The 21,715-nt window shown below is 70.8% G+C and carries 25 protein-coding genes; 18 read left to right on the plus strand and 7 right to left on the minus strand.

The features are described 5' to 3' along the window. Window positions 1-4: 4 nt before the first annotated feature. From NAF06_RS07820 to NAF06_RS07830, 3 genes are all read left to right on the plus strand, one after another. Window positions 5-1,021, plus strand: coding sequence for a sensor histidine kinase (locus NAF06_RS07820; RefSeq protein ID WP_008584645.1), 1,017 nt, complete (start codon window positions 5-7; stop codon window positions 1,019-1,021). Window positions 1,022-1,121: 100 nt separating this feature from the next. Further along, window positions 1,122-1,364 (plus strand): Rdx family protein, encoded by a 243-nt coding sequence (locus tag NAF06_RS07825; RefSeq protein ID WP_049908811.1) that lies wholly within the window; start codon window positions 1,122-1,124, stop codon window positions 1,362-1,364. 124 nt (window positions 1,365-1,488) lie between these two features. After that, window positions 1,489-2,091 (plus strand): hypothetical protein, encoded by a 603-nt coding sequence (locus NAF06_RS07830; protein ID WP_008584641.1) that lies wholly within the window; start codon window positions 1,489-1,491, stop codon window positions 2,089-2,091. 17 nt (window positions 2,092-2,108) lie between these two features. On the opposite strand, the gene NAF06_RS07835 is transcribed toward NAF06_RS07830, so the two are convergent. Both NAF06_RS07835 and NAF06_RS07840 read right to left on the minus strand, forming a co-directional pair. Further along, window positions 2,109-4,517, minus strand: coding sequence for a heavy metal translocating P-type ATPase (locus NAF06_RS07835; RefSeq protein WP_008584639.1), 2,409 nt, complete (start codon window positions 4,515-4,517; stop codon window positions 2,109-2,111). A 132-nt stretch (window positions 4,518-4,649) separates the two neighbouring features. Next, entirely contained in the window at window positions 4,650-4,850 is a 201-nt protein-coding gene (locus NAF06_RS07840) for a DUF8131 family protein (protein WP_008584637.1), read from the minus strand. 97 nt (window positions 4,851-4,947) lie between these two features. On the opposite strand from NAF06_RS07840, the gene NAF06_RS07845 reads away from it, so the two are divergent. The 9 genes from NAF06_RS07845 (at window position 4,948) to NAF06_RS07885 (ending at window position 10,346) form a co-directional block, all read left to right on the plus strand. Continuing rightward, window positions 4,948-5,121, plus strand: coding sequence for a hypothetical protein (locus NAF06_RS07845; RefSeq protein WP_006630309.1), 174 nt, complete (start codon window positions 4,948-4,950; stop codon window positions 5,119-5,121). Window positions 5,122-5,127: 6 nt separating this feature from the next. Continuing rightward, window positions 5,128-5,637, plus strand: coding sequence for a cytochrome c oxidase subunit II (locus NAF06_RS07850; protein WP_008584634.1), 510 nt, complete (start codon window positions 5,128-5,130; stop codon window positions 5,635-5,637). Next, window positions 5,634-7,424, plus strand: coding sequence for a b(o/a)3-type cytochrome-c oxidase subunit 1 (locus NAF06_RS07855; protein WP_008584632.1), 1,791 nt, complete (start codon window positions 5,634-5,636; stop codon window positions 7,422-7,424). The genes NAF06_RS07850 and NAF06_RS07855 overlap by 4 nt, the downstream gene beginning before the upstream one ends. Continuing rightward, window positions 7,421-7,636, plus strand: a complete 216-nt coding sequence (locus NAF06_RS07860) for a hypothetical protein (RefSeq protein WP_008584630.1) — start codon at window positions 7,421-7,423, stop codon at window positions 7,634-7,636. The genes NAF06_RS07855 and NAF06_RS07860 overlap by 4 nt, the downstream gene beginning before the upstream one ends. A 71-nt stretch (window positions 7,637-7,707) precedes the next feature. Continuing rightward, window positions 7,708-7,989 carry a DUF7542 family protein gene (locus tag NAF06_RS07865; RefSeq protein WP_008584628.1) on the plus strand — a complete coding sequence of 94 codons (282 nt, stop codon included), beginning with the start codon at window positions 7,708-7,710 and terminating at the stop codon, window positions 7,987-7,989. Between the two features lie 72 nt (window positions 7,990-8,061). Continuing rightward, window positions 8,062-8,460 (plus strand): thioredoxin family protein, encoded by a 399-nt coding sequence (locus NAF06_RS07870; protein ID WP_008584626.1) that lies wholly within the window; start codon window positions 8,062-8,064, stop codon window positions 8,458-8,460. Window positions 8,461-8,667: 207 nt separating this feature from the next. Then, entirely contained in the window at window positions 8,668-8,829 is a 162-nt protein-coding gene (locus tag NAF06_RS07875) for a hypothetical protein (protein ID WP_192813811.1), read from the plus strand. A gap of 209 nt (window positions 8,830-9,038) precedes the next feature. Then, window positions 9,039-9,467: a Fe-S cluster assembly sulfur transfer protein SufU gene (sufU, locus tag NAF06_RS07880; protein ID WP_006630315.1), complete on the plus strand. Its 429-nt coding sequence runs from the start codon at window positions 9,039-9,041 to the stop codon at window positions 9,465-9,467. Between the two features lie 93 nt (window positions 9,468-9,560). Next, window positions 9,561-10,346 (plus strand): Sjogren's syndrome/scleroderma autoantigen 1 family protein, encoded by a 786-nt coding sequence (locus tag NAF06_RS07885; protein ID WP_008584622.1) that lies wholly within the window; start codon window positions 9,561-9,563, stop codon window positions 10,344-10,346. A 404-nt stretch (window positions 10,347-10,750) separates the two neighbouring features. Here NAF06_RS07885 and glmM read toward each other — a convergent pair whose 3' ends face one another. Next, window positions 10,751-12,115: a phosphoglucosamine mutase gene (glmM, locus tag NAF06_RS07890; protein WP_251106141.1), complete on the minus strand. Its 1,365-nt coding sequence runs from the start codon at window positions 12,113-12,115 to the stop codon at window positions 10,751-10,753. 130 nt (window positions 12,116-12,245) lie between these two features. Between glmM and NAF06_RS07895 the strand changes: the two genes are divergently transcribed. After that, entirely contained in the window at window positions 12,246-12,836 is a 591-nt protein-coding gene (locus NAF06_RS07895; RefSeq protein WP_008584603.1) for a hypothetical protein, read from the plus strand. Between the two features lie 26 nt (window positions 12,837-12,862). Here the strand turns inward: NAF06_RS07895 and NAF06_RS07900 are convergent, their stop codons facing one another. From NAF06_RS07900 to NAF06_RS07915, 4 genes are all read right to left on the minus strand, one after another. Then, window positions 12,863-13,471: a DUF7504 family protein gene (locus NAF06_RS07900; protein ID WP_006630320.1), complete on the minus strand. Its 609-nt coding sequence runs from the start codon at window positions 13,469-13,471 to the stop codon at window positions 12,863-12,865. Window positions 13,472-13,514: 43 nt separating this feature from the next. Next, complete coding sequence (locus NAF06_RS07905) at window positions 13,515-13,907, minus strand: DUF8057 family protein (protein ID WP_008584600.1); 393 nt, start codon at window positions 13,905-13,907, stop codon at window positions 13,515-13,517. Further along, on the minus strand, window positions 13,907-14,602 hold the full coding sequence (locus NAF06_RS07910; RefSeq protein WP_006630322.1) for an RAD55 family ATPase: 696 nt from the start codon (window positions 14,600-14,602) through the stop codon (window positions 13,907-13,909). The genes NAF06_RS07905 and NAF06_RS07910 overlap by 1 nt, the downstream gene beginning before the upstream one ends. Window positions 14,603-14,766: 164 nt before the next feature. Continuing rightward, complete coding sequence (locus NAF06_RS07915) at window positions 14,767-15,240, minus strand: chemotaxis protein CheW (protein WP_008584597.1); 474 nt, start codon at window positions 15,238-15,240, stop codon at window positions 14,767-14,769. Window positions 15,241-15,342: 102 nt separating this feature from the next. On the opposite strand from NAF06_RS07915, the gene cheB reads away from it, so the two are divergent. From cheB to NAF06_RS07940, 5 genes are read left to right on the plus strand one after another with little or no spacing between them, the layout of a single operon-like run. Then, window positions 15,343-16,437, plus strand: coding sequence for a chemotaxis-specific protein-glutamate methyltransferase CheB (gene cheB, locus NAF06_RS07920; protein WP_192813810.1), 1,095 nt, complete (start codon window positions 15,343-15,345; stop codon window positions 16,435-16,437). Further along, a complete protein-coding gene (locus NAF06_RS07925) occupies window positions 16,437-18,767 on the plus strand; it encodes a chemotaxis protein CheA (RefSeq protein WP_008584593.1) in 2,331 nt (776 codons plus the stop codon). Before cheB ends, NAF06_RS07925 begins: the two co-directional genes overlap by 1 nt. Beyond that, window positions 18,764-19,582: a CheR family methyltransferase gene (locus NAF06_RS07930; RefSeq protein ID WP_008584591.1), complete on the plus strand. Its 819-nt coding sequence runs from the start codon at window positions 18,764-18,766 to the stop codon at window positions 19,580-19,582. Before NAF06_RS07925 ends, NAF06_RS07930 begins: the two co-directional genes overlap by 4 nt. Continuing rightward, the gene (locus tag NAF06_RS07935) at window positions 19,582-20,796 is read left to right on the plus strand and encodes a HEAT repeat domain-containing protein (protein ID WP_008584588.1); all 1,215 of its coding nucleotides are present in this window, start codon (window positions 19,582-19,584) and stop codon (window positions 20,794-20,796) included. Before NAF06_RS07930 ends, NAF06_RS07935 begins: the two co-directional genes overlap by 1 nt. Further along, entirely contained in the window at window positions 20,797-21,669 is an 873-nt protein-coding gene (locus tag NAF06_RS07940; RefSeq protein ID WP_008584586.1) for a CheF family chemotaxis protein, read from the plus strand. It begins immediately after the preceding gene. Window positions 21,670-21,715: the final 46 nt, after the last annotated feature.

Raw genomic sequence — 21,715 nt, forward strand, 5'->3', positions numbered from 1 at the left:
TCTCGTGGGGACGGTCGGATTCCTCCTGATCAACCTCGGATTCATGGCGGCGATTCCGACGACCACGACGTTTCAGGTCGTCGGGTGGGCCCGATGGGCGATCGGCTTCGGCGGCGGGATCGGACTCGCAGTCGGCGTCTTCGAGGCGCGGGCGATAGACCGGGAAGTCGCGGCGGAGCGTGCGCGCGTCCGTCGGGAGAAGGCCGAGCGCGAGCGCGACCGGCTCGACGAGTTCGCGAGCGTCGTGAGCCACGACCTCCGGAACCCGCTCAGCGTCGCCACCGGGCGTCTGGACCTCGCGCGCCGGGAGCACCCGGACGACGAGCACCTCCGGGCGGTCGAGAACGCGCTCGAACGGACCTCGGCCATCGTCGACGAGACGCTCGCGCTCGCCCGGGAGGGGAAGACCGTCGACGAGGCCGCAGACGTCGACCTCGCGACCTGCGCCGCCGACTGCTGGGCGCGGGTCGACACCGGCGAGGCAACCCTCGAAACCGCGGAGACGGCGACGATCCGGGCGGACCCCGACCGCCTCTCGCACGTCTTCGAGAACCTCTTCCGGAACAGCGTGGAACACGGTTCCACGAGCAGCCGGACAGAGTCCGGCGACAGCGTGGAACACGGTCCCACGAGCAGCCGGACAGAGTCCGGCGACAGCGTGGAACACGGTCCCACGAGCAGTCGGGCGGAGCCCGACGACAGCGTCGAGCACGGCTCGACGGGCAGCCGGACAGAGTCCGGCGACGCGGTCGGAGACGGCGGCGACGTCACGGTGCGGGTCGGGACGCTCGCCGACGAGAGCGGGTTCTACGTCGAGGACGACGGACCCGGGATCCCGGCGGACGAGCGCGACCGCGTCCTCGACCCCGGATACACGTCCGCCGACGACGGGACCGGATTCGGGCTCTCCATCGTCGACCGGATCGCCGCGGCGCACGGCTGGACCGTCCGCGTCGCCGAGAGCGCCGACGGCGGTGCGCGGTTCGAGTTCGCCGGCGTCGAGCGGCCCGAGTCCGAATGAGCGCCTCGTCGCCCCGGCGGCACGGCCGCCGCGCCCGACCGCTGGAGTCCCCTCCTCGGGCGGCTCCCGTTTTAAGTTCGCTCGGGACGAACGGAGGGGCATGACACGAGTCGAGATCGAGTACTGCGTACCGTGTGGCATGTTGAACCGCGCTCAGGACGTCTCCGAGGCGATCCTCAAGCAGTTCGGGGAGTCGATCGACGAGGTCGCGCTGGTGACGGGCGACGCCGGCGTGTTCGTCGTCCGCGCCGACGACGAGGTCGTCTTCGACAAGGAGGAGGACGAGTACGACGTCGACGCCATCGTCCGCGCGGTCAAGCCGCACGTCGGCGCGGCCGCGTGACCGCCGACCCGCCGGCTCTCGCCGCTCTCTGATCGGATCACGCGGTCCGACCGCTCTGTCGGTTTTTTCCCCGGCTGTTCGAACGGGACAAACTAATTGTCGGTGGCGGACGAACCGCCGGTCGATGTCGGACGCATCGGAGCGGACGCGCGGCGAGGTCGCCGCCGACGGTTCGACGGCCGCCGGTCGGACGACCGACGGCGACGGATCGGCCGCGAGCGACGGGGAACCGTCGCGCTTCGACCGGACATGGTACCGCTCGCCGCTCGGGATCGCGGTGATCGCCGTCGACCTCCTCCTCACCGTCGCGCTCGCCGCCGCGGCGTCGCTCGCGATCGACGCGCCGCTCGCCGGCGTCGACGGGCTCTCGCCCGGCGTGGTCCCTCCGTCCGTCCCCCTGTTCAGCCTGCTCGGGGCGCTCGGGTTCGTGTTCACGACGCTCATCGAGCGGTTCGACGTGTCGGTCGGCACGCTCGTGCGGTACAACTTCCGGCTGCCGGCGGCGCTCCCGCTCGGCGTCGGGATCTACCTGCTCTCGGACGTCGTCCTCGGACAGGGGGTCGACGACGTCCCGCTCGTCGTCGGCGTCGTCTTCCTCTCCGGGCTCTACGTCAACCTCGCGTACAAGCGGCTCGGGGCGCTCGCCCGGCGGCTCCTCCCGGCGGGACGCGACGAGAGCGAGGGCGGAGGAACGACGGCCGGCGGGCCCGAGGGCGACGCGAACTGACGGGCCGGCGCGCGGCGTCAGTCGGGGTCGAACACCACCCGCGCGGAGTTCGTCACCACGAGGAGGCTGCTCGACGCCATCGCGAGCGCGGCGAGCAGGGGGTTGAGCGCGCCGGACAGCGCCAGCGGGATCGCGACCGCGTTGTAGCAGAACGCCCAGCCGAGGTTCTGTCTGAGCCGCCGGTTCGTCCCGCGCGTGACCGCGAACAGCTCCGGGACCGCGGCGAGGCGGTCCTCCAGCAGGACGGCGTCGGCGGCGTCGGCCGCCAGGTCCGTGCCGGAGGCGATCGACACCCCCACGTCGGCCGCGGCGAGCGCGGGGGCGTCGTTGCTCCCGTCGCCCACCATCGCGACCGGGCCGTCCGCCCCGAGTCGCCGCACCGTCTCGGCCTTCGCCTCCGGCGGCACCTCGGCGAACACCTCGTCGATCGCGGGGTGATCCGCGAACCGACGCGCGGCCGCGGGCGCGTCGCCGGTGAGCACGACCACCCGCCGGCCGTCCGCGTCGAGGTCGGTGACGACCGACTCCCACCCCTCACGCACCTCGTCGCCCACGGTGAGGACCCCGCGAGCCCGCCCGTTCCAGCCCACGTAGACGGGGACGTTCCCGCGGTCGCGGGCGGATGCGCCGGCCTCGCGGAGCCGGTCGGCGACCGGCCAGTCGCGCTCCGCGAACAGCGACCGGTGGCCGACGACGACCTCGTCGCCGTCCACCCGCCCGAAGACCCCGCGGTCGCGGACGTCGACGTCGGTCGCGGGAGGATCGTCGGGCGACCCGGTCGGGGCCGCAGTCGCGGTCCCGCCGTCGGCCGCCGCCCGGTCCGCGGCGCGGTCCGGCTCGCCGCCGCGAACTCCCGAGACGATCGCCTCGGCGACCGGATGGACCGAGGCGCGCTCGACGGCGGCCGCGCGCTCGCGGACGCGGTCGACGCCGGTCCCGGGCTCGGCGGTCGCGTCGAGCAGCCGCATCTCCCCGTCGGTGAGGGTCCCGGTCTTGTCGAGGACGACGGTGTCCACGTCGGGGGCCGCCTCGAAGACGGCGTCGGAGACGACGACGATGCCGCGCCCGGCGGCGTCGCGGATCCCCGCGGCGACCGCGAGCGGGGTCGCGAGCCCGAGGGCACAGGGACAGGAGACGATGAGCACCGTCAGCCCGACGAGCGCGGCGTCGACCGGCGGCGACCCGAGCACGAGGGTGGCGACCGCGCCGACGGTCGCGACCGCGACGACGAGCGGGACGAACACGGTCGCGAGCCGGTCGACGAGCCGCTGGATCCCGGACCGGGAGCTCTGGATCTCCCACAGCAGGCGCACGAGCGTGTCGAGGGTGTTGGCCGCGTCCTCGCCGACCTCAACGACGACCGGCGAGTCGGTGACGACGGTGCCGCCGCGGACCGCGTCCCCCTCGCGTTTCGTCGCCGGCAGCGACTCGCCGGTTATCAGGGCCTCGTCGACCGCGGCGGTCCCCTCGGCGACGGTCCCGTCGAACGGCACGCGCTCGCCGGGGCGGACGAGGAGCCGGTCGCCGGGGGCGACCTCGTCGGCGGCCACGACGTCGCCCGCCTCCGTCCGCGCGGTGCGGTCCTCGGTCGTCGTCAGATCGGCGAGCATTCCGGTCGCCCGGCGCTTGATGATCGACTCGTAGTGGTTGCCGGCGGTGACGACCAAGATCACGGCGATGGTGACGTCGAAGTAGAGGTCGGTCCGGCCGACGAGCAGCGCGAGCGTGCTGTACGCGTACGAGCTCGCGGCCGCGAGCGACACCAAGAGGTCCATGTTCGGCTGCCGCGCCCGCAGGCTCACGTACGCGCCCCGCAGGATCGGGTAGCCGGTGTAAAACAGCACGATCGAGGCGAACAGCCAGATCTGCGCGAAGAGGTAGGTCCCGGAGACGCCGCCGAGATCGACGATCGGATCGTACCCGAAGTACGTCGGATACAGGAAGAGGACGTACCACAGCATCGCCATCATCCCGAAGAACCCGCCCCCGATCAGGAAGCGGACGACCGCGTCGTCGTCCCCGTCGTCCGGGTCCGAACGGTCGCTCGCGGTGTAGCCCGCGACCGAGAGCCGGTCGGGGAGCTCGTCCGCGTCCACGGTCTCCGGGTCGTAGTCGACCCGGATCGTGTCCGTGGCGTAGCTCGCCTCGGCGGCCGCGACCCCCTCCTGCTCGCCGGCCGTCATCTCTAAGAACGACTCGCAGGTCGCGCAGTGCATCCCGTCGACGTGGAGGAAGGTCGTCTCGCCGTCGAACCCCTCGCCCGGGGTCGCGTCGGGTCGCCGCGCGTCGAGGTCCCCGAGGTCATCGACGTCGTCGAGCGAGCGCGCGACCGCGAGACAGCCCCGACAGCAGAACTCGCCGTCGACGTCGGGAGCCGTGTGCGGGTCGTCCCCGGTCGGGAGGTCACAGAGCGTACAGCGTGACATGAGTGGTCGTTTCCGCCGTTTCGCCGGGTGTTGCCTCCCCGGTCCGTCAGTCTCGCCTCGGCGCGTTCCGGTCGGCGACGCCGTTCCGGTCGGCGACGCCGTTCCGGGTCGGGTACGCGTGTTCCGGGTCGGCTACGCGTGTTCCGGGTCGGCCGCGTCGCCGCCGAATCCCGGCAGGCTCCCGCCGGTCGCGATCCGGAGGCTCGCCCAGATGAGCAGGACGTTCACCATGGTCACCGCCACGACGAACTCCGCGCGGTTGGCGATGAACACCATCGCGGGGACGAGGCCGCCGAGAACGAGGAGCACGGCCTGTTGGATCGAGAAGTCCATACCGTGTCCTGTCGGTCTCAGGGAATATATAATACCCGTGTTTTCAGGGTCCGAGAACGGGTAGACATTATATGTTTCCCTGAACACAACGCCGCCCATGGGCCAAAACGAGACCGCACACGCTGGCGCGGAGGACGTGGGCGGCGGCGAGGAGTTCGACCCGATCGGGACGCTCACGCTCATCGGAATCTACTTCGCGATTCTGGTGCTCGCGTGGGTGTACATCTACTACGTGGAGTTCCTCGGGCGGGACCTCGTCGTAGTGGGGTGATCAGACGTGCACATTCACGCCTACGAGAAGCTCTGGCTCGCGCTGTCGATCGTGCTGATCCTCGCGCTCATCGGAACCGTGACGTACGGCGCGGTGGGTCCGGGCGTGGCGATGGTCGCCGACACGCAGCAGACCGTCGACTCGGGAGCGCTCGACGAGGACGAGCGGTTCTCCGAGCCCCGCGTTGAGCAGGTCGGCGAGAACGAGTACGAGGCGTACGTCGTCGCCTACCAGTTCGCCTTCGAACCCTCCCCGATCGTCGTGCCGGCGAACAGCACCGTGACGTTACACGTCACCTCTCGCGACGTGATCCACGGCTTCGAGGTCGCGGGCACGAACGCGAACACGATGGTCGTTCCCGGCGAAGTCTCGGAGATAACCGTCGAGACGGACGAACCAGCCGAGTACGGGATCGTCTGTAACGAGTACTGCGGGGCGGGCCACCACGTCATGGAGGGGAAGCTCCACGTCGTGAGCCAGTCGGAGTTCGAGAACCGAGGGGGTGACTCGGCGTGAGCACCGCCCTCGAGGCCGAGCAGACGTTCGTCGACAAGTTCCCCGACGAGGCGCGCGTCGTTCGCGCGGCCTTCCTGAGCGCCTTCTTCGCGCTGTTCCTCGGCGCGATATTCGGCATCATCCAGACGCTCCACCGGACCGACGTCGCGCGGATCATCCCTTCGACGGACTACTATACCGTTCTCACCGCACACGGCGTGTTCATGGTGATCAGTTTCACGATCTTCTTCCTCGTCGGACTGTTCACCTGGGCGCTGACGCGCAGTCTGGATCGACCGCTGATAAACATCAAGATCACGTGGACGTGGTACGGGCTGATGGCGGTCGGCATGACGCTCACCGGAATCTCGATCCTCGCCGGGTTCGTCGACTCCATCGACATGAGCGCGGACGTGCTGTTCACCTTCTACGCGCCGCTTCAGGCGCATCCGCTGTTTTACACCGGGCTCGTGGTGTTTATCGTCGGCACGTGGATCGCCGGCGCGGACTGGTTCCGGACGTTCCTCGCGTGGCGGAGCGACCACCCCGACCAACGGATTCCGCTCCAGACGTTCATGGTGTTGACGACCATGACGATGTGGTACATCGCCACGTCCGCCGTGGCGGCCTCCGTGCTGCTGTTCCTGCTCCCGTGGTCGCTCGGCCTGATCGACCAGGTGAATCCGACGCTCACCCGGACGCTGTTCTGGTTCTTCGGTCACCCGGTCGTCTACTTCTGGCTGATGCCGGCGTACATGCTCTGGTACACGGTTCTGCCGAAAATCGCCGGCGGGCGACTGTTCAGCGACCCGCTGGCCCGCGTGGTGTTCGTGCTGTTCCTCCTGCTTTCGACCCCGGTCGGGATCCACCACCAGTACCTCGACCCCGGCATCGCCGAGGGGTTCAAGTTCATCTCGATGACGAACACGATGTTCCTGCTGTTGCCCAGCCTGCTCACGGCGTTCACCGTCGTCGCGAGCGTCGAGTACGGCGCTCGTCAGAACGGCGGCACCGGGCTGCTCGGCTGGCTCACGAACCTCCCCTGGCGCAAGCCGGAGTTCACCGGCATGATGCTCGCCGGTCTGATGTTCGCCGCTGGCGGCTTCTCGGGAATGGTCAACGCGGGGATGAACATCAACTACCTCATCCACAACACGCTGTGGGTGCCCGGCCACTTCCACCTCACCGTCGGGACCGCGGTCGCGCTGACGATGATGGCCGGGACCTACTGGATCTGGCCGCAGATCAGCAACAAGCCGATCTTCAGCAGTCAGATCGGGTTGTTCCAGGTCGTGCTCTGGTTTATCGGCATGGCGCTGATGTCGAACGCGATGCACGCCCAGGGCCTGCTCGGCGTCCCGCGGCGGACCGCGGAACCGGAGTACTCCGGCTTCGACTACCCGACGATGTTCGGCGGATTCGAGGAGCTGAACGTCCAGATCGCGATCGGCGGGACGCTGCTGTTCGTCTCGACGATCCTCTTCCTCGGGAACCTCGCGTTGACGATGGGGAACCCTCGCGTGTCCGGGCTCGCGGAGCCGCTTCCGAGCCCCGTCTCCGGCTCGGAAGACGCCCCGCAGGTGCTCGATAACCTCCGCCTGTGGGTGAGCATCGCGGTCGTGTTGGTCGTCCTCGCGTACGCCCTCCCGATAGCGGCGATCATCCAGCGCGGGGGTCTGCTCGGCCCGGGCGTCGGCACCTACCCGGTGTGGGTCGCGCCGCTGTTCGACGCGCTCGCGGACGCCGCGACGCCGCTCGTCGGCGCGGTCACCGACGCCTCGGCCTCGCTCGTCGAGGTGGTTCGGTGAGCGTCGATGTCTCCCGCGGCGGGCTGCTCGTGACGCTCGCCATCTTCGGCGTGATCGTCTACGAGATGCGGACCGTGCTGGACTTCGTCGGCGTCGAACTGCCGATCATCCCCTACATGGCCGCCGTCTTCGGCCTCGCCGGCGCGACGGTCTGGTACGTCTCGCTGAAAGGCGGGTGGCGGACCGAACCGGAGCGCGACGACCCCGCGTAGCGCTCCCGGCCTCTCTTTCGACACAACGCCTCGACCGCGGTCGTTATCCTTCCGTGACCCGAGGCGACCGTATGGACGAAACGCGCGTTACGGTCCGGTGTCGCGACTGCTCGCACGCGACGACCCACGACGGGCTCCGGGACGCCCGCGTCGCCGTGAGCGACCACGAGTCGGCGACCGGCCACGACGTCGCGTGGGACATCGAGTCCGTGGACGCCGGCGTCTCCCGGGCCGGTGCCGACGCGGGCGTCTGCGGCCGCCCGGAGTGCGCGAACGAGGACTCCCCGCTCGTCGACCCGGGGCCGCCGGAGTCGGGATCGAAGTCGGAGTCGGAGTCCCACCCGGAATCGTAGCCGAGAGCGGCCACCTCCGTGCGATCGACGCTCGCGGCGAGGGTTTATTTCCGGCCGCCCCCGACGTGAGGCATGGAATCCAACAGCGCCCCCGGAAGCGACGGCGCTTCCGGCGGCCCGGACGCGGACGGGTCAGCGGTCCGGTCTCGGCCGACCGCTCTGCCGGACGAGGAGGCGCTCGACGCCTTCGTCGAGGACGCGGGAGTCGCGCTCTTGATGTTCTACACCGAGGGCTGCGGGATCTGCGCGAGCATGGAACCGGTGGTCGGAAACGTCGCTCGCGGCGTCGCGGCGGACGTGTCGGTCGGGCTGGTGAACCCCCGCGACGACCCGCCGCTCGTCGAGCGGTTCGACGTGCGGAGCGTCCCGCTGTTCGTGCTCTTCGTCGACGGCGAGCCGGTCGCGCGGCGCGCGGATGGGTTCGTCCCGGGCGAGGACCTCGCGGCGTGGGTCGACGAGCACGCGGCGTAGGTCGGGGTCGATCGCGCGTTCCGGCGGAAGGGTCGGTCGTCACGTCCGCTCGAAACCGCTCGGTACGAGACACCCGCACGGAACCGGTTCGATCCGTTCCGCGGGCTTCGGTTTGAACGAACAAAGTACCGCGAGTTTATTTTAGTCGTTGGGAATTTAACGGGTTGTTGAGTGATATCGTCCGGATCTTCCGCTTGGAGGCAAACTATGTCGGTCTCACCCGTCGAGCGCGAGGTCTTCGGCGATCCGCTGGCACCGATCGACCGCTTCGTGTGCGGTCTGACCGTCGCGGTCGGGGCGATCGGACACGCCGCGTTGGCGGCTGCGATCGTGACGTTCCTCTACGCGGTCGTCTCGGTCGGCCTGTGACGGCCGCGTGCGGTCGGCGAGCCGGAACAGTCCGTCTCCCCGGTTTCTCCCGCCCGTTTCCCGTCCACGGCGTCGTTCCCCGCGACGGTTTCTTCGAGTCCCGTCCCGCAACCGCACGACACCTCGCCCCACCGCACGGCCGTCCGGATTTATAAGCGACTGCGCTCGACGGAACTCTTTTGAGCCGGAGCGGCCTACTCGGAGGCAGTATGGGACTGGGCTCGGACATGTACCGGCAGCAGATCCTCGACCACTACAAGAACCCGCGCAACTACGGGGAACTCGAGGATCCGGACTTCACGCACGTCGGCGAGAACCCCTCCTGTGGCGACACGATCCGGATGGACGTCGACCTCGACGACGCCGGAGAGACCGTCGAAGCGGTGCGGTTCACCGGCGACGGCTGCGCCATCTCGATGGCCTCCGCGAGCATGCTCTCCGAGCGGCTCCACGGGATGGGCGTCGAGGAGCTCCACGAGATGGACACCGACGACGTCACCGAGATGCTCGGCGTCGACATCTCCCCGATGCGCGTGAAGTGCGCGGTGCTCGGACGACAGGTCGCGCAGGACGGCGAGAAGATCCACCGCGGCGAGCTCGACCCCGAGGACCACGACCGCACGGCGACCGAGGAGTAGTCGGTCCGCGTCCGAGAGCCGCCCCCACAGCGCCGAGGGCCCTCTCGCCCCGAGCCCACCGGACTTTTGCCCGCGAACCACGTTCGTCCGCGTATGAGCGACGGGTTCGACAAGGAGGCCGAACGAGAGAAGCTCCGCGAGAAGCTCGCGGACGACGAACAGAAACGCGAACACACCCAGCGGATGTCCGAGCTCCTCTTAAAGGGCGCGACGATGACGAACCGCCACTGCGACAACTGCGGCGACCCGATCTTCCGCCACGACGGCCGCGAGTTCTGCCCCTCCTGCGGGAACGAGGTCGGCGGGGCCACCGGCGCGAACGCGGACGAGAACTCGGCCGGGGCCGCCGACTCTCCGGCCACCGACGCCGACTCTCCGGCCACCGACGCCGACTCTCCGCCCGTCGCGAACGCGACCCCGGAGGGCGGCGTCGACGCCGGCACGGCCGACCCTGACCCGGGCGCGGTGCCCCCCGATGCGGGCGCGGTGGCCCCCCACGCCGGAACGGCCGAGACCGACGCGGCCAGCGCCGACACATCGGTCGATTCCGGCGCACCCGAGAACGGCCGATCGCCGGCCTCGTCCCCGGCCGCCGCGCCGTCCGGGCAGCCAGAGCCGCGGCGGGCGGAGCCGCGGCGGTCGTCGCCGGACGAGCGCTCCGAGCCGGATCGCTCTGCCCCTCGACAGGCCGAGCCCTCCCCGTCCGCGTCTCCGCGGTCGGCCGCCGACGCGGGGGGCGTCGACGCCGCCCGCGCGTCGCTGACGCGCACGCTGACCCGGTTCGCTCGGGCCGCCGAGGAGACCGACGACCCGCGGCGCGCCCGCGACCACCTCGAAGCGGCCCGCGAGGCGGCCGAGGCGCTGGCCGCATTAGACTGACTCTACTGCTCAATCGCTGCCAGCGAGCCCGCGGGGGAGACCGCCGAAGCCCTTAGGCGCTCGGCTGTACGTACTGGGTTTCGTCGGGAGTACCTCCGTGACCGAGAACGCCGAAGCCCCAGTCGCGACGGCTCGCGCGCCTCGCTGCGCTCCTCGCTCGTTTGCTTCCGCTCACTCGCTGCGGTGCTTGCTGCGGCGAGCTTCACCCTCGCGACTGCCCCTTCGAGTCCCGCCCCGCAACAGCACCACCCCGCGCCTCACGCCTCCCCAGCCTCGCCGCTCGTTTGCGGGCTCCCTCCGGTCGCCCGCGGCACTCGCGGCGTCCCTCGCACGCGCTCCTCGCGGCCGCCGGTGGCGGCCGGGCGGCGGCGCGCGCCACCGCAGTTTCGTAGAAGGGGTCGTCGTTATCGGCCGCTCTCGACGGCGACCCGCATGTCCGTCGCCAGCCGCTCGGCGCGGTCGGCGTCGGCGGACTCCGCGTAGATCCGTATCTTCGGCTCGGTGCCGGAGGGGCGGACGAGCACCCACGCGTCGCCGTAGTCGAGGCGGTAGCCGTCGGTCGTGTTCGGCTCCGCGTCCGCGGTCTCGACGTAGGCGCGGGCGGCCGAGAGCATCTCGTCGCGCTCGTCGTCGTCCTCGTACTCGACGTTCGCCCGCACGAAGTGGTAGTCGGCGTACGGCGCGACGACCTCGCTGACGGGCGCGCCGCCCGCGGCCGCGAGCAGTTCGAGGAACCGGGCCCCGATGTACGCCCCGTCCCGCGAGAGCCGGTACGGCGGGAAGAACACGCCCCCGTTCCCCTCGCCGGCGATCGGGACGTTCGTCCCCTCCTCGTGGAGGTCGCGGGTCCGGGTGATGATGTTCGTCGCGCCGATGGGGGTCAGTTCGAGGTCGGCGTCGTTGTCGGCGCAGACGTCGACGAGGCGCTGTGAGACGTTGACCGCGCTGACGACCGCGTCGCCGGGTTCGAGGCACGCGTCCGCCATCGCCGCGAAGGAGGTGTCGCCGTCGACGAACGCGCCGGTCTCGTCGACGAAGACGGCCCGGTCCGCGTCGCCGTCGTGCGCGATCCCCACGTCGGCGTCGGTGGTCGCGACGAGCCGCCGGAGGTCGGCGAGGTTCTCGGGGACCGGCTCTGAGTCGCGGCCGGGGAAGTGCCCGTCCGGCGTCGCGTTCACCGTCAGCACCTCGCAGCCGAGTTCGCGGTAGATACGGGGAGACGCGACCGAGGCCGCGCCGTGGCCCGGATCGACCGCGACGGTGAGGTCGGCGTCCGCTATCGCGTCGCGGTCGACCGCCTCGATCAGCTGGTGGACGTAGTCGTCGACGACCCCGTCGACCGGCGTCGTCGCGCCCGCTTCCCGCCAGTCGGCCCGGTCGTACTCGTCGTCGAGGACGCGGCGCTCGATCCGCTCTAACACGTCGACCGAGAGCTCGACGCCGTCGTCGCCGACGAGCTTGATCCCGTTGAACTCCGGCGGGTTGTGCGAGGCGGTGACGAGGACCGCGGGGACCCCCGCCGACTCGCAGTAGTTGCCGACCGCCGGCGTCGGGACGACGCCGAGTCGGTCGACGTCGCAACCCACCGCGGCGAGCCCGCTCGCGGCCGCGTTCGCGAACAGCTCGCCGGTGGTCCGCGTGTCGCGGGCGACGGCGACGCGGTCGGCGTCCCACACCGTCCCGGCCGCCTTCGCGATGTCGAGGACCAGCGCGGGCGTGAGATACCGCAGCGCGACCCCGCGGATGCCGCTCGATCCGAACAGCTCCATGCGGAGCAGTCCGGCGGCCGACGGGAAAGCGGTTCCGAACCGCCCCGACCGAGGCTCCCCGACGCGCTCGGCGCGCCGACCGTCCGCGCCGACGCGTGCGGTTCATGCCGCTGGCGCTCCTCGGTCCGGTATGGACCACATGCGACGCGACGCGCTCGCCGGGGGCGCGCTCGCGCTCTCCCTCGCGACGGCCGGCTGCCTCGATTTCGCGGCGGGCGATGGCCCGCAGGGACCGGAGGGAACGCCGGCGACGCTGACCTGCGACGAGGACGGGTTCGTCCGACTCGACCAGCCGTTCGAGGCGTCGGTCGTCGGCACTCCCGTCGAGACCGACGAGACGGAACTGGAGCTCTCCACCGAGGGGACGACCGAGACCTACGGCCAGTCGCTCCGGGTGGTGCTCCGGAACGCGGGCGACGCCCCCGCCCCCACGCTCGGCGAGTCCGCCTACTCGGTCCAGCGCGAGACGGAGGCGGGGTGGCTCGACGTCCGCGGCGGGACGGGCGGCGAGGCGGTCGAACTCCCGCGGAGCGAGGACTCGGTCGCCGTGAGTTCGGCGTACTCGTGGGACCTCACGCTGACGGAGGCGGGGATCGCGGACGCGGTCGACGGCGTCGACCTGACGGTGTGTCCGCCGCTCGGACCCGGACCCTACCGGTTCGTCTACTGGGGACTCGTCGGGGCCCCGCCGGTCGGCGTGGAGTTCGAACTGGTCGGATAGGGTCGCTCGCCGCCGCTGACTCCGGCTCAGAACGGTTTCCAGTCGGAGGGCTGCCCGACGCGGCCGCGGACGCGGAACTCCCGCGCGTCGTCGTCGACCCGGGTCTCGACGACGGTCTCGAACGGTTCGTGGAGGGTGTGAACGACCTGCTCGTCGTGGGCGGTCGAGCCGAGGACGCCGACGAACGGCCACCCCTCGCCGGAGGTCTGGGAGGTCATCACTCTGGTGAACTGGTAGATCCGCTCGGGGTCCCAGTACATGAGCAGCTGCGACAGCGAGTAGATCCCGACCGCGCGCTCGCGGCCGGCGGAGGACTCGACGACGTCGGTGAACTTGATCCCGATGTCGGTGAGGTTGCCGGCGCTCGCGACGTACTTCGTCGTCGGCGTGTCCTCCCGCTTGTCGCCCTGCTCGTGGGTCACGCAGTCGATGACGACCACGTCGTCGCCCGGGTTTCCGGTGAGTTCCTCGTAGTCGCCCCGGACCTTCTCCGCCGTCCGCCCCGTCGAGATCACGACCGGGCCGTCGGACCACGAGGCCAACAGCCGGTTGAACAGGTCGTACTTCCCGCTCATCGGGGGACCGCTGATGAGGACGCTGTCGGCACCGCGGACAGCGTCGGGAAGCAGAGTCATTTGGTGAACGTGAGAGAGTGTTCGGTAAAACCCTTCCGAGGGATCACTTTCGGAGCATTGAGGGGAGGTCGAGCGAGGACGGCGGCCCCTCCCGCGGCCGCTCGGTGAGTGTCAGTTCGCGTATCGCGCCGGGCAGCGCCGCGGGCACCGGCGACTCGCGCGGAGCTCCGAGGTCGTCGACGAGGGAGCTCCACACCTCCTCGTCGTCGGGGTCGTCGCCCTCCGCCTTCGCCTCCAGGGCCTTCGTCCGCCCCTCGTCGTACGCCAGTTCGACGATGCTCCGGTCGTAGCTCCCGGGGAACGCCTCCAGCACCCGGTCCAGCTCGTCGGGGCGGGCCTCGTCGACCCCGGCGGCGACCCCCAGCGCGAAGGCGCGCTCGACGGCCTCCTCCCGCGAGAGCTCGTCCCACTCCGTGCCGAACGTGCGGTCGTACATCAGTGGGTCACCGTCGCCGCCGAGCCGACCCGGAGCCCGCCGTCGGTGAACTCGACGTCCTGAATGTCGGTGTCGACGTCCGTTCCCCGCATCTTCAGCACCTGAACCCCGCGGCGCATCCCCTCGTCCTCGAGGTAGTTGTGCATGAAGACGACGCCGTGCGCGAGGTAGTGCTCCTCCGAGTAGGCGCTCGGGTCGGTCATCTCGGAGATCAACAGCGTCGTGGCGTCGGTCCGCTTCAGCGAGGAGAGCAGCTGGATCATCGTGTCCTCGTCGTCGTCCAAGAGGAACCGCAACAGCATGGTGGAGTCGAAGACGACCCGGTCGATGTCGCGGGAGTTGATGAACCCGGTGAGGCGGTTGGTGACGCCGGACCGGTCGCGGCGGTCCCCGGGCAGCCCGAAGAACCGCCGGCCGTCCGAGGAGAAGGAGTCGAGGAACGTGACGCGGTCGGAGTCGAGCGCGCGGTCGAACCCGAAGTCGTAGCCGCTCATGTCCTCGCGGATCCCGGCCTTGGTCTCGTGCATGCTGATGTACAGCACGTCCTCGCCGTTTCGAGCGCCCTGAGCCGCGAACTGCGAACAGAAGGTGGTTTTGCCGCTCCCGGGCGGACCGCTCACAACGTACAGACGGTCCTCGGGGAATCCCCCGTCGACGAGATCGTCGAACCCCGGGACGCCGCTTGAGACGCGCATACGTACGCAACCCATTGCGCGGCTGATAAGCGTTGCCACCCGGTTCTCACGGGTGAGAACCGATAGCCGTGGTTCGGCCGGCCGACGGCCCCCGGCTCGCGCCGTCGGCACCGCGTCGCTTCGGCCCCTCCCGGCGACCGCCTCGGCGTGCCTCCCAGCGCCGTCTACGCCTCCGCGGCCTCGACGTCGCCGAGCTCGGCCGCCAGCTCGTCGTCGACGTCCGGGGAGACCCACACGACGAAGCGGTCGTCGGACTTGACGATGCCGCGGACGCCCTCGTCCTCGACGGTGGTGCTCTGGTCGACGTCCTCGGGCGCGACGTCGCGGACCTGGAACACCTCGTCGACCATCCAGCCGACCGTCCCGCCCTCGTCGATCTCGCTGTCGTCGAACACGACGATGCGCTCCCGGGGGCCCTCCTCGTCGATCTCGAACAGCGTCTTCGGATCGACGATCGTGGTCGTCCGGCCCCGCAGGTCCATCACGCCCTCGACGTGGTCCGGCGAGTTCGGGATCCGCGTGAGCTCGCCGGCGTCGACGATCTCGTCGATGACGCCGATGTCCAGACAGTACGTCCCGTCGCCCAGGCCGAACTCCAACACCTTGGTCGGTTCGGCGTCCGCCTCTGTGGCTGCCATACACGCACCTGCGGTCAACCGACAAATAATCGTGTCCCCTGAATTATCAGGGGTGATTACTGGGTCCGTGGATTTATGCTGATTCTGGGTCCGGTGTTGAACATGAGCAGGACGACGGATCGGCGCGGCGGTCGGGACGGGTCGCCGCGGGTGGTGGTCGTCGACGACTCCCCGTTCATGCGGGGTCTGATAAGCGATCTCTTGAGCGATGCGGGGGTCGCGGTCGTCGGCGAGGCGGGGGACGGAGAAGAGGCGCTCTCGGTGGTCGCCGAGGAGCGCCCCGACGTCGTGACGATGGACGTCGAGATGCCCGGAATGGGCGGGCTCGAAGCCGTCGAACGGCTGATGGAGGAGACGCCGACGCCGGTGTTGATGCTGTCGGCGCACACCGACGAGGGCGCTGAGGTCACCTTCGAGGCGCTCGACCGCGGGGCGGTCGACTTCTTCGCCAAGCCCGGCGGCGAGGTCTCGACCGGCGTCTCGCGCGAGTCCGAGCGGCTCGTCGAGGCGGTGCGGTCGGTCGCGGACGCCGACCTCGACGCCGCGACGCGCGAGCGCGACGACCCGAGTTCCGCGGCGTCGGAGCGCTCGGACTCCGGCTCCGACGCGGACGCGGCCGACGTGGACGGCCCCCTGACCGTGGTCATCGCGGCGTCGACCGGCGGCCCGAACGCGGTCGAGCGCGTGCTGTCGGCGCTGCCGATGGCGGACTGCCGCGTGGTGATCGTCCAGCACATGCCGGAGGCGTTCACGTCGCGGTTCGCGAACCGGCTCGACGAGGCGTCCGCGTACGACGTGCGCGAGGCGAGCGACGGGGCGCGGATCGGTGCCGGCGAGGCGCTCGTCGCCCGCGGCGGCAGCCACACCCTGATCGACAGCTACCGCTCGGGGCGGCTCCGCGTCAAGCTCGACGCGGACGACGACTCCCACACCGTCACCCCCGCGGCAGACGTGACGATGCGCTCGGCCGCCGAGGTGGTCGACGACCCGCTCGTCGGCGTCGTGCTGACCGGGATGGGATCCGACGCCGCCGAGGGGATCCGCGCGATGGCCGACGCCGGGGCCCGGACGCTCGCGCAGAGCGAGGGGACCTGCGTCATCTACGGGATGCCGAAGCGCGCCGTCGAGACCGGCGGGGTCGACGAGGTACACGACCTCGACGACGTCGCCGGCGCGATCGTGGGGGGTGAGGCCTGATGGACTCCCACCGCGCCGCGTTCGTCGCCGAGGCCGAAGACGGGATCACGGACCTGAACAACGCGCTGCTCGCCCTCGAAGCCGACCCCGAGGACGCCGAGGCGATGGACGACGTGTTCCGCGTCGCGCACACCCTCAAGGGGAACGCCGCTGCGATGGGGTACGAGGACGTCTCCGACTTCGGGCACGCCCTCGAAGACCTGCTGGACGCGGTCCGGCAGGGCGACCGCGAGGTGACCCCCGAGCTGATGGACCTCCTCTTCGAGGGGGTCGACGCAGTCGAGGCGATGGTCTCGGAGATCGCCGACACCGGCGAGGTGTCGACGGACCCCTCCGACCTCGAGTCGCGCCTGCGCGAGATGGAGGAACACGGCACCGTCGGCGGCGGCGAGGGCGACGAGTCCGGAGCCGACGACGCCGGAGGCGACGGCGAGATCGACGGGACCGCCGACGCCGATTCCGACGCTGGCGATCCCGGCGCAGACGAGGACGCCGAAAGCGACGAGGCCGACGCGCCCGACGTCTCGGTGCCGGAGCCGCCCGCGGCCGCGGCCGACCTGCCCGAGCCGGTCGCGTACGCGGACGTGACGATCGGCGAGGCGAAGATGGCGGGGGTCGACGCGGCGCTCGTCCTCCAGGCCCTCGACGAGCAGTTCGACGCGCACGCGACGGACCCCGACCCGGAGGCGCTGGAGGACGGCGAGTACGACGAGCGGTTCGACGCGTTCGTCGGCGGCACCGAGCCCGCGGTCCTCGCCGAGGGACTCGAAGCGCTCACGCAGGTCGAGTCGGTGACGGCGGTCGCGCTCGACGGGTCGGCGGACGGCGAGGCGGCCGACGACGCCGAGGGGACGGCGGCGGACGCGACGGGCGACGCGGTCGAGGAGACGGCCGCGGACGCCCCGAGCGACGAGGCCGACGACGAGTTCGATGCCGCCGACCCCGAGGCGACCGGATCCGAGGGCGTCGACGGCGAGACCGACGACGCAGACTCGGAGGGCGACGAGACGGACTCCGGAACCGACGACTCCGGGCCGTCCTCCGGTGGCTCGGACTCCAAATCCGGCGACGAGATCAAGTCGATCCGCGTCGACGTGGACCAGGTCGACGAGCTGTACGGGCTGGTCGAGCAGCTGGTGACGAGCCGGATCAAACTCCGCCGCGAGATCGAGGGGACGGACGCCGAGTCCGACGCCTTAGACGAGCTGGACAAGCTCGCCTCCAGCCTCCAGGACACGGCGATGGACATGCGGCTCATCCCGTTCTCGCAGGTGTCCGACTCGTTCCCGCGGCTCGTCCGCGACATCTCCCGGGACCTCGACAAGCGGATCGACTTCGAGATCGAGGGCGACGACGTGGAGCTGGACCGGACGATCCTCACGGAGATGCGCGACCCGCTCGTGCACGTCCTGCGGAACGCGGTCGACCACGGGATCGAGTCGCCGGAGGAGCGCGAGGCCGCCGGGAAGGACCCGACCGGCCACGTGGAGCTGACCGCCGAGCGCGAGCGCGACCACGTGATCATCGAGGTCACCGACGACGGCGGGGGGCTCGACCCCGACCAGCTCCGCGACAAGGCGGTCGACGAGGGCGTCAAGAGCCGCGAGGCGGTTGAGGCGATGGAGGACGACGAGGTGTACGACCTCGTGTTCCACCCCGGCTTCTCCACCGCGGAGGAGGTCACGGACGTCTCCGGCCGCGGGGTCGGCATGGACGTGGTGCGGACGACCGCGCGCGACCTCGACGGCTCCGTCTCGATCGAGAGCGAGCCGGGCGAGGGGAGCACGGTCCGGTTCCGGCTCCCGGTCACCGTCGCCATCGTGAAGGTGATGTTCGTCGACGTCGGCGGCACGGAGTACGGCATTCCGATCAAGTCGATCGCAGAGGTCGCCCGCGCGGACGACATCGAGGAGGTCCACGGCGACGAGGTCGTTAGACACGAGGACGACCTCTACCCCGTCGTCAGGCTCAACGAGCGGCTCGGTGAGGTCGACCCCGGAGCGGTCGAGGCGTCCGCGGCGGCGTCCGCCGACGAGACCCCGGCCGCCGACGGGGGCGTCGCGGTCGACGACGGGACCGCCGACGCGCCGGGCCCCGACGACGCCGGGGACGGGGGCGACGAGGCCGGCGACCCGGACGACGCCGGCATGCTCGTCCGGATCCGCGAGGAGACGCGGCAGGTCGCGCTCCACTGCGACGCCGTCTTAGACCAGGAGGAAGTGGTCGTCAAACCGCTCGACGGTCCGCTCTCGGGGACGCCCGGCCTCAGCGGCACGGCCGTCCTCGGCGACGGGGACGTCGTGGCCGTGCTCGACGTGGTGAGCCTATGAGCGAACCGGGCGACGAGGGCGAAACGGCGTTCGAGGGGGTCCTCCGGCAGATCGACGATACGGTCCCGTTCGAGCCGGGGTACTACAACGAGTCGTACCTCGACCGGCGGATCACGGCGCGGATGCGGCGGCGCGACACGGAGTCGCACGCCGAGTACGAGCGCATCCTCCGCGACGACGACGACGAGCGGCAGGCGCTGATGGACGCGCTCACGATCAACGTGACGGAGTTCTTCCGCAACCCGGAGATGTGGGACGTCCTCCGCGAGGTGTTGCGCGAGCGGACCGCGAACCAGCGGCGCGTCAGGGTGTGGTCCGCGCCGTCGGCCGACGGCCGCGAGCCGTACTCCGTCGCGATGTTGGCCTGCGACGACGACCGGATCGACGAGTCGCGCGTGGAGGTGCTCGGCTCCGACATCAGCGAGGAGGCGCTCGACAACGCCCGCGAGGGCGTCTACCACACGACACGGACGACCGACATCGCCGAAGAGCTGGAGCCGCTCTCGGACCCGGACCGGTACGTCGAGCGCGACGAGGACACGTTCCGCGTGCGGCCGGCGGTCAAGCGCCTTGTCGACTTCGAGACGCACGACCTGATCCGCGACGGGGCGCGCGACCCCTTCGACGTGGTGTTGTGTCGCAACCTGCTGATCTACATCGACGTCGACCACAAGGCCGCCCTGTTCGACACGCTGGAGGCGTCGCTCGCCGACGACGGCGTCCTCGTGTTGGGGATGACCGAGAGCGTCCCCCCGAACCGGAGCGACCGCTACGAACCGATCGACAAGCGACGGCGGGTGTTCGGGAGGCGCTGATGTCGCTGTACCAGCACGCTCGGGACGGGAACGCGGAGCGCCTTCGGGACGCGCTCGGCAGCGACAGCGCGGCCGTTCGCCGCCGCGCCGCCGAGTTCCTCGGCGAGATCGGCGAGGAGGGCGACCAGCCGACGGTCGACGGCCTGCTCCGCGCCGCGACCACCGACGACGACCCCGAGGTCCGTGGGGCCGCCGTCGACGCGCTGGACGCCATCGGCGAGGCCGCCCTCGAACAGCTCCTCGAAGAGCTCACCGGGGGCGGCAACGACGGCGAGGCCGAGTGGGTCACCGCGCGCAAGTTCGCCCGCGCCCTCGAGGCCGACCGCCCGGAGCTCCGCATGGCCGCGGCGAACGCGCTCGGGCGGCTCGACGACGCCAGCGGCCTCCAGCCGCTCGTCGGGGCGCTCGACGACGAGGACGAGCGCGTCCGCCTCCGCGCGGCGCAGGCCTGCGGCACCTTCGCCGACGCGCGGGCCGTCCCCGGTCTCCGCGACGCGCTCGGCGACGAGGACCCGCGCGTGCGCCGCGCCGCGGCGAACGCGCTCGGCACGATCGGGACGGACCAGGCGCTGTCGCCGCTCCTCGAACTGCTCGACGACGGCGACGAGTCGATCCGACGCATCGCGGCCGGCGCGCTCGGGAAGGCGAGCAACCCGGAGCCGGTCGAGCCGCTCGCGCGGGCGCTCGGCGACGAGAGCCCCGTCGTGCGCAACGCGGCGGTGTACTCCGTCATCGAACTGCTCTCGAACGTGCCGACCCAGCAGAGCCACGCGGTCCGCGATCAGGTCGTCTCGGAGCTGAAGCAGGCCGACGACGCGACGGTCGTCGAGCCGCTCGTCGAGATCCTCACCGACGGCCAGCAGTCCCGCCAGCGCCGGAACGCGGCGTGGATCCTCGGGCGCGTGGCGGACCCGGATACGTCGACCGCGGTGGAGGCGCTCGCGGACGCGCTCGCGGACGACGACCCGCAGACCGCGCAGTTCGCGGCCACGAGCCTGAAGAGCCTCGGCGGGCCGGTCGTCGAGGACCGCCTGCTCGACAAGCTGGGCCCCGAACACCCGGAGGACGCCCGCGCGAAGGCGGTGTTCGTCCTCGGCCAGATCGGCGGACAGGAGACGCTGAACCGCCTCGAAGAGTACGCCGACGACGACAGTCAGGCCGTCAGAAAGCGCGTGTTCTCGGCCGTCTCGAAGCTGCGCGCAGGGGGACCGTAAATGTCCCAAGAGGACAGCGAGTACAAGATCACGGACACGCAGGCGAAGTTCGCGGTCGCGGTCCGCGAGGGCCGGAAGGTGAGCGACGTCTCGTGGACCCCCGGGCGGGTCCTCCTCTCGAACCGGCGGCTCATCCTCGCCGGCAACGACGGGAAGCGGACCGTCCCGCTGTCGAAGCTGGAGCGGCTCGGCGGCCGCCACGACGCGAACCAGACGGTCGCGCGCGTCTCCAACTACGTGAGCTTCGATCTGGGCGAGCAGGTGCTGCTCGTCGCCGCCTCCGACCACGAGTCGTTCGAGCGCGACGTCTACCGCGCGCTGCTCGACCAGAAGACCGTGATGGCGAAACACCCCGCGATCGAGGGGGGCGTCGTCCAGGACACCGAGTGGGAGCAGGCCCGCGTGAAGATCGACGACAACGGGCTCAACGCCGCCCTAGAACGCGGCGTCTTCGTGAAGTTCGACCTCGACGACATCAGCGGTCTCGACGCGGCGAAACGCACCGTCAACGGCGGCAAAAAGCCCGTCATCGAGGTGTCACACACCGACGACGAGGGGACGAGCATCGAGACGCACGTCGCGGGCGACCCGAACCGGATGCGGTTCGTCGAGTCGTGGCTCCGCAAGGGCGAGGAGCGCTCGTCGACGAACGTCGACCTCTCCAGCCGCGACCGGGAGGTACTGATGGCGCTGTACTCCGGCGTCTCGCCGTTCGAGATCCCTTCGTTCCTCGGGATGGACGTCGACGACGTCGAGGAGACGTTCGAGCGGCTGGTCGACCTCGAAGTGGTCGAGGAGGTCCGGATCCGCCGGGAGGTCGCGCTCAACTCCCGCGGGCGAAACATCGCCAGCGAGGCGATGAACGAGCAGTAACCGGACGACGCCACTTTTTAAGTCGGGGCGGGTCCCGTCGGCGCGT

It is taken from the genome of Halorubrum hochsteinianum (assembly GCF_023702125.1).
GTDB lineage: Archaea > Halobacteriota > Halobacteria > Halobacteriales > Haloferacaceae > Halorubrum > Halorubrum hochsteinianum.

Coding starts and splice junctions, on each gene's coding strand:
- NAF06_RS07865 (WP_008584628.1), top strand. CDS start 7,708: ATGGACGAAACGCGCGTTACGGTCCGGTGTCGCGACTGCTCGCACGCG.
- glmM (WP_251106141.1), bottom strand. CDS start 12,115: ATGGAGCTGTTCGGATCGAGCGGCATCCGCGGGGTCGCGCTGCGGTAT.
- NAF06_RS07940 (WP_008584586.1), top strand. CDS start 20,797: ATGTCCCAAGAGGACAGCGAGTACAAGATCACGGACACGCAGGCGAAG.
- NAF06_RS07895 (WP_008584603.1), top strand. CDS start 12,246: ATGGACCACATGCGACGCGACGCGCTCGCCGGGGGCGCGCTCGCGCTC.
- NAF06_RS07900 (WP_006630320.1), bottom strand. CDS start 13,471: ATGACTCTGCTTCCCGACGCTGTCCGCGGTGCCGACAGCGTCCTCATC.
- NAF06_RS07935 (WP_008584588.1), top strand. CDS start 19,582: ATGTCGCTGTACCAGCACGCTCGGGACGGGAACGCGGAGCGCCTTCGG.
- sufU (WP_006630315.1), top strand. CDS start 9,039: ATGGGACTGGGCTCGGACATGTACCGGCAGCAGATCCTCGACCACTAC.
- NAF06_RS07910 (WP_006630322.1), bottom strand. CDS start 14,602: ATGCGCGTCTCAAGCGGCGTCCCGGGGTTCGACGATCTCGTCGACGGG.
- NAF06_RS07925 (WP_008584593.1), top strand. CDS start 16,437: ATGGACTCCCACCGCGCCGCGTTCGTCGCCGAGGCCGAAGACGGGATC.
- cheB (WP_192813810.1), top strand. CDS start 15,343: ATGAGCAGGACGACGGATCGGCGCGGCGGTCGGGACGGGTCGCCGCGG.
- NAF06_RS07845 (WP_006630309.1), top strand. CDS start 4,948: ATGGGCCAAAACGAGACCGCACACGCTGGCGCGGAGGACGTGGGCGGC.
- NAF06_RS07840 (WP_008584637.1), bottom strand. CDS start 4,850: ATGGACTTCTCGATCCAACAGGCCGTGCTCCTCGTTCTCGGCGGCCTC.
- NAF06_RS07905 (WP_008584600.1), bottom strand. CDS start 13,907: ATGTACGACCGCACGTTCGGCACGGAGTGGGACGAGCTCTCGCGGGAG.
- NAF06_RS07835 (WP_008584639.1), bottom strand. CDS start 4,517: ATGTCACGCTGTACGCTCTGTGACCTCCCGACCGGGGACGACCCGCAC.
- NAF06_RS07830 (WP_008584641.1), top strand. CDS start 1,489: ATGTCGGACGCATCGGAGCGGACGCGCGGCGAGGTCGCCGCCGACGGT.
- NAF06_RS07870 (WP_008584626.1), top strand. CDS start 8,062: ATGGAATCCAACAGCGCCCCCGGAAGCGACGGCGCTTCCGGCGGCCCG.
- NAF06_RS07885 (WP_008584622.1), top strand. CDS start 9,561: ATGAGCGACGGGTTCGACAAGGAGGCCGAACGAGAGAAGCTCCGCGAG.
- NAF06_RS07915 (WP_008584597.1), bottom strand. CDS start 15,240: ATGGCAGCCACAGAGGCGGACGCCGAACCGACCAAGGTGTTGGAGTTC.
- NAF06_RS07875 (WP_192813811.1), top strand. CDS start 8,668: ATGTCGGTCTCACCCGTCGAGCGCGAGGTCTTCGGCGATCCGCTGGCA.
- NAF06_RS07930 (WP_008584591.1), top strand. CDS start 18,764: ATGAGCGAACCGGGCGACGAGGGCGAAACGGCGTTCGAGGGGGTCCTC.
- NAF06_RS07825 (WP_049908811.1), top strand. CDS start 1,122: ATGACACGAGTCGAGATCGAGTACTGCGTACCGTGTGGCATGTTGAAC.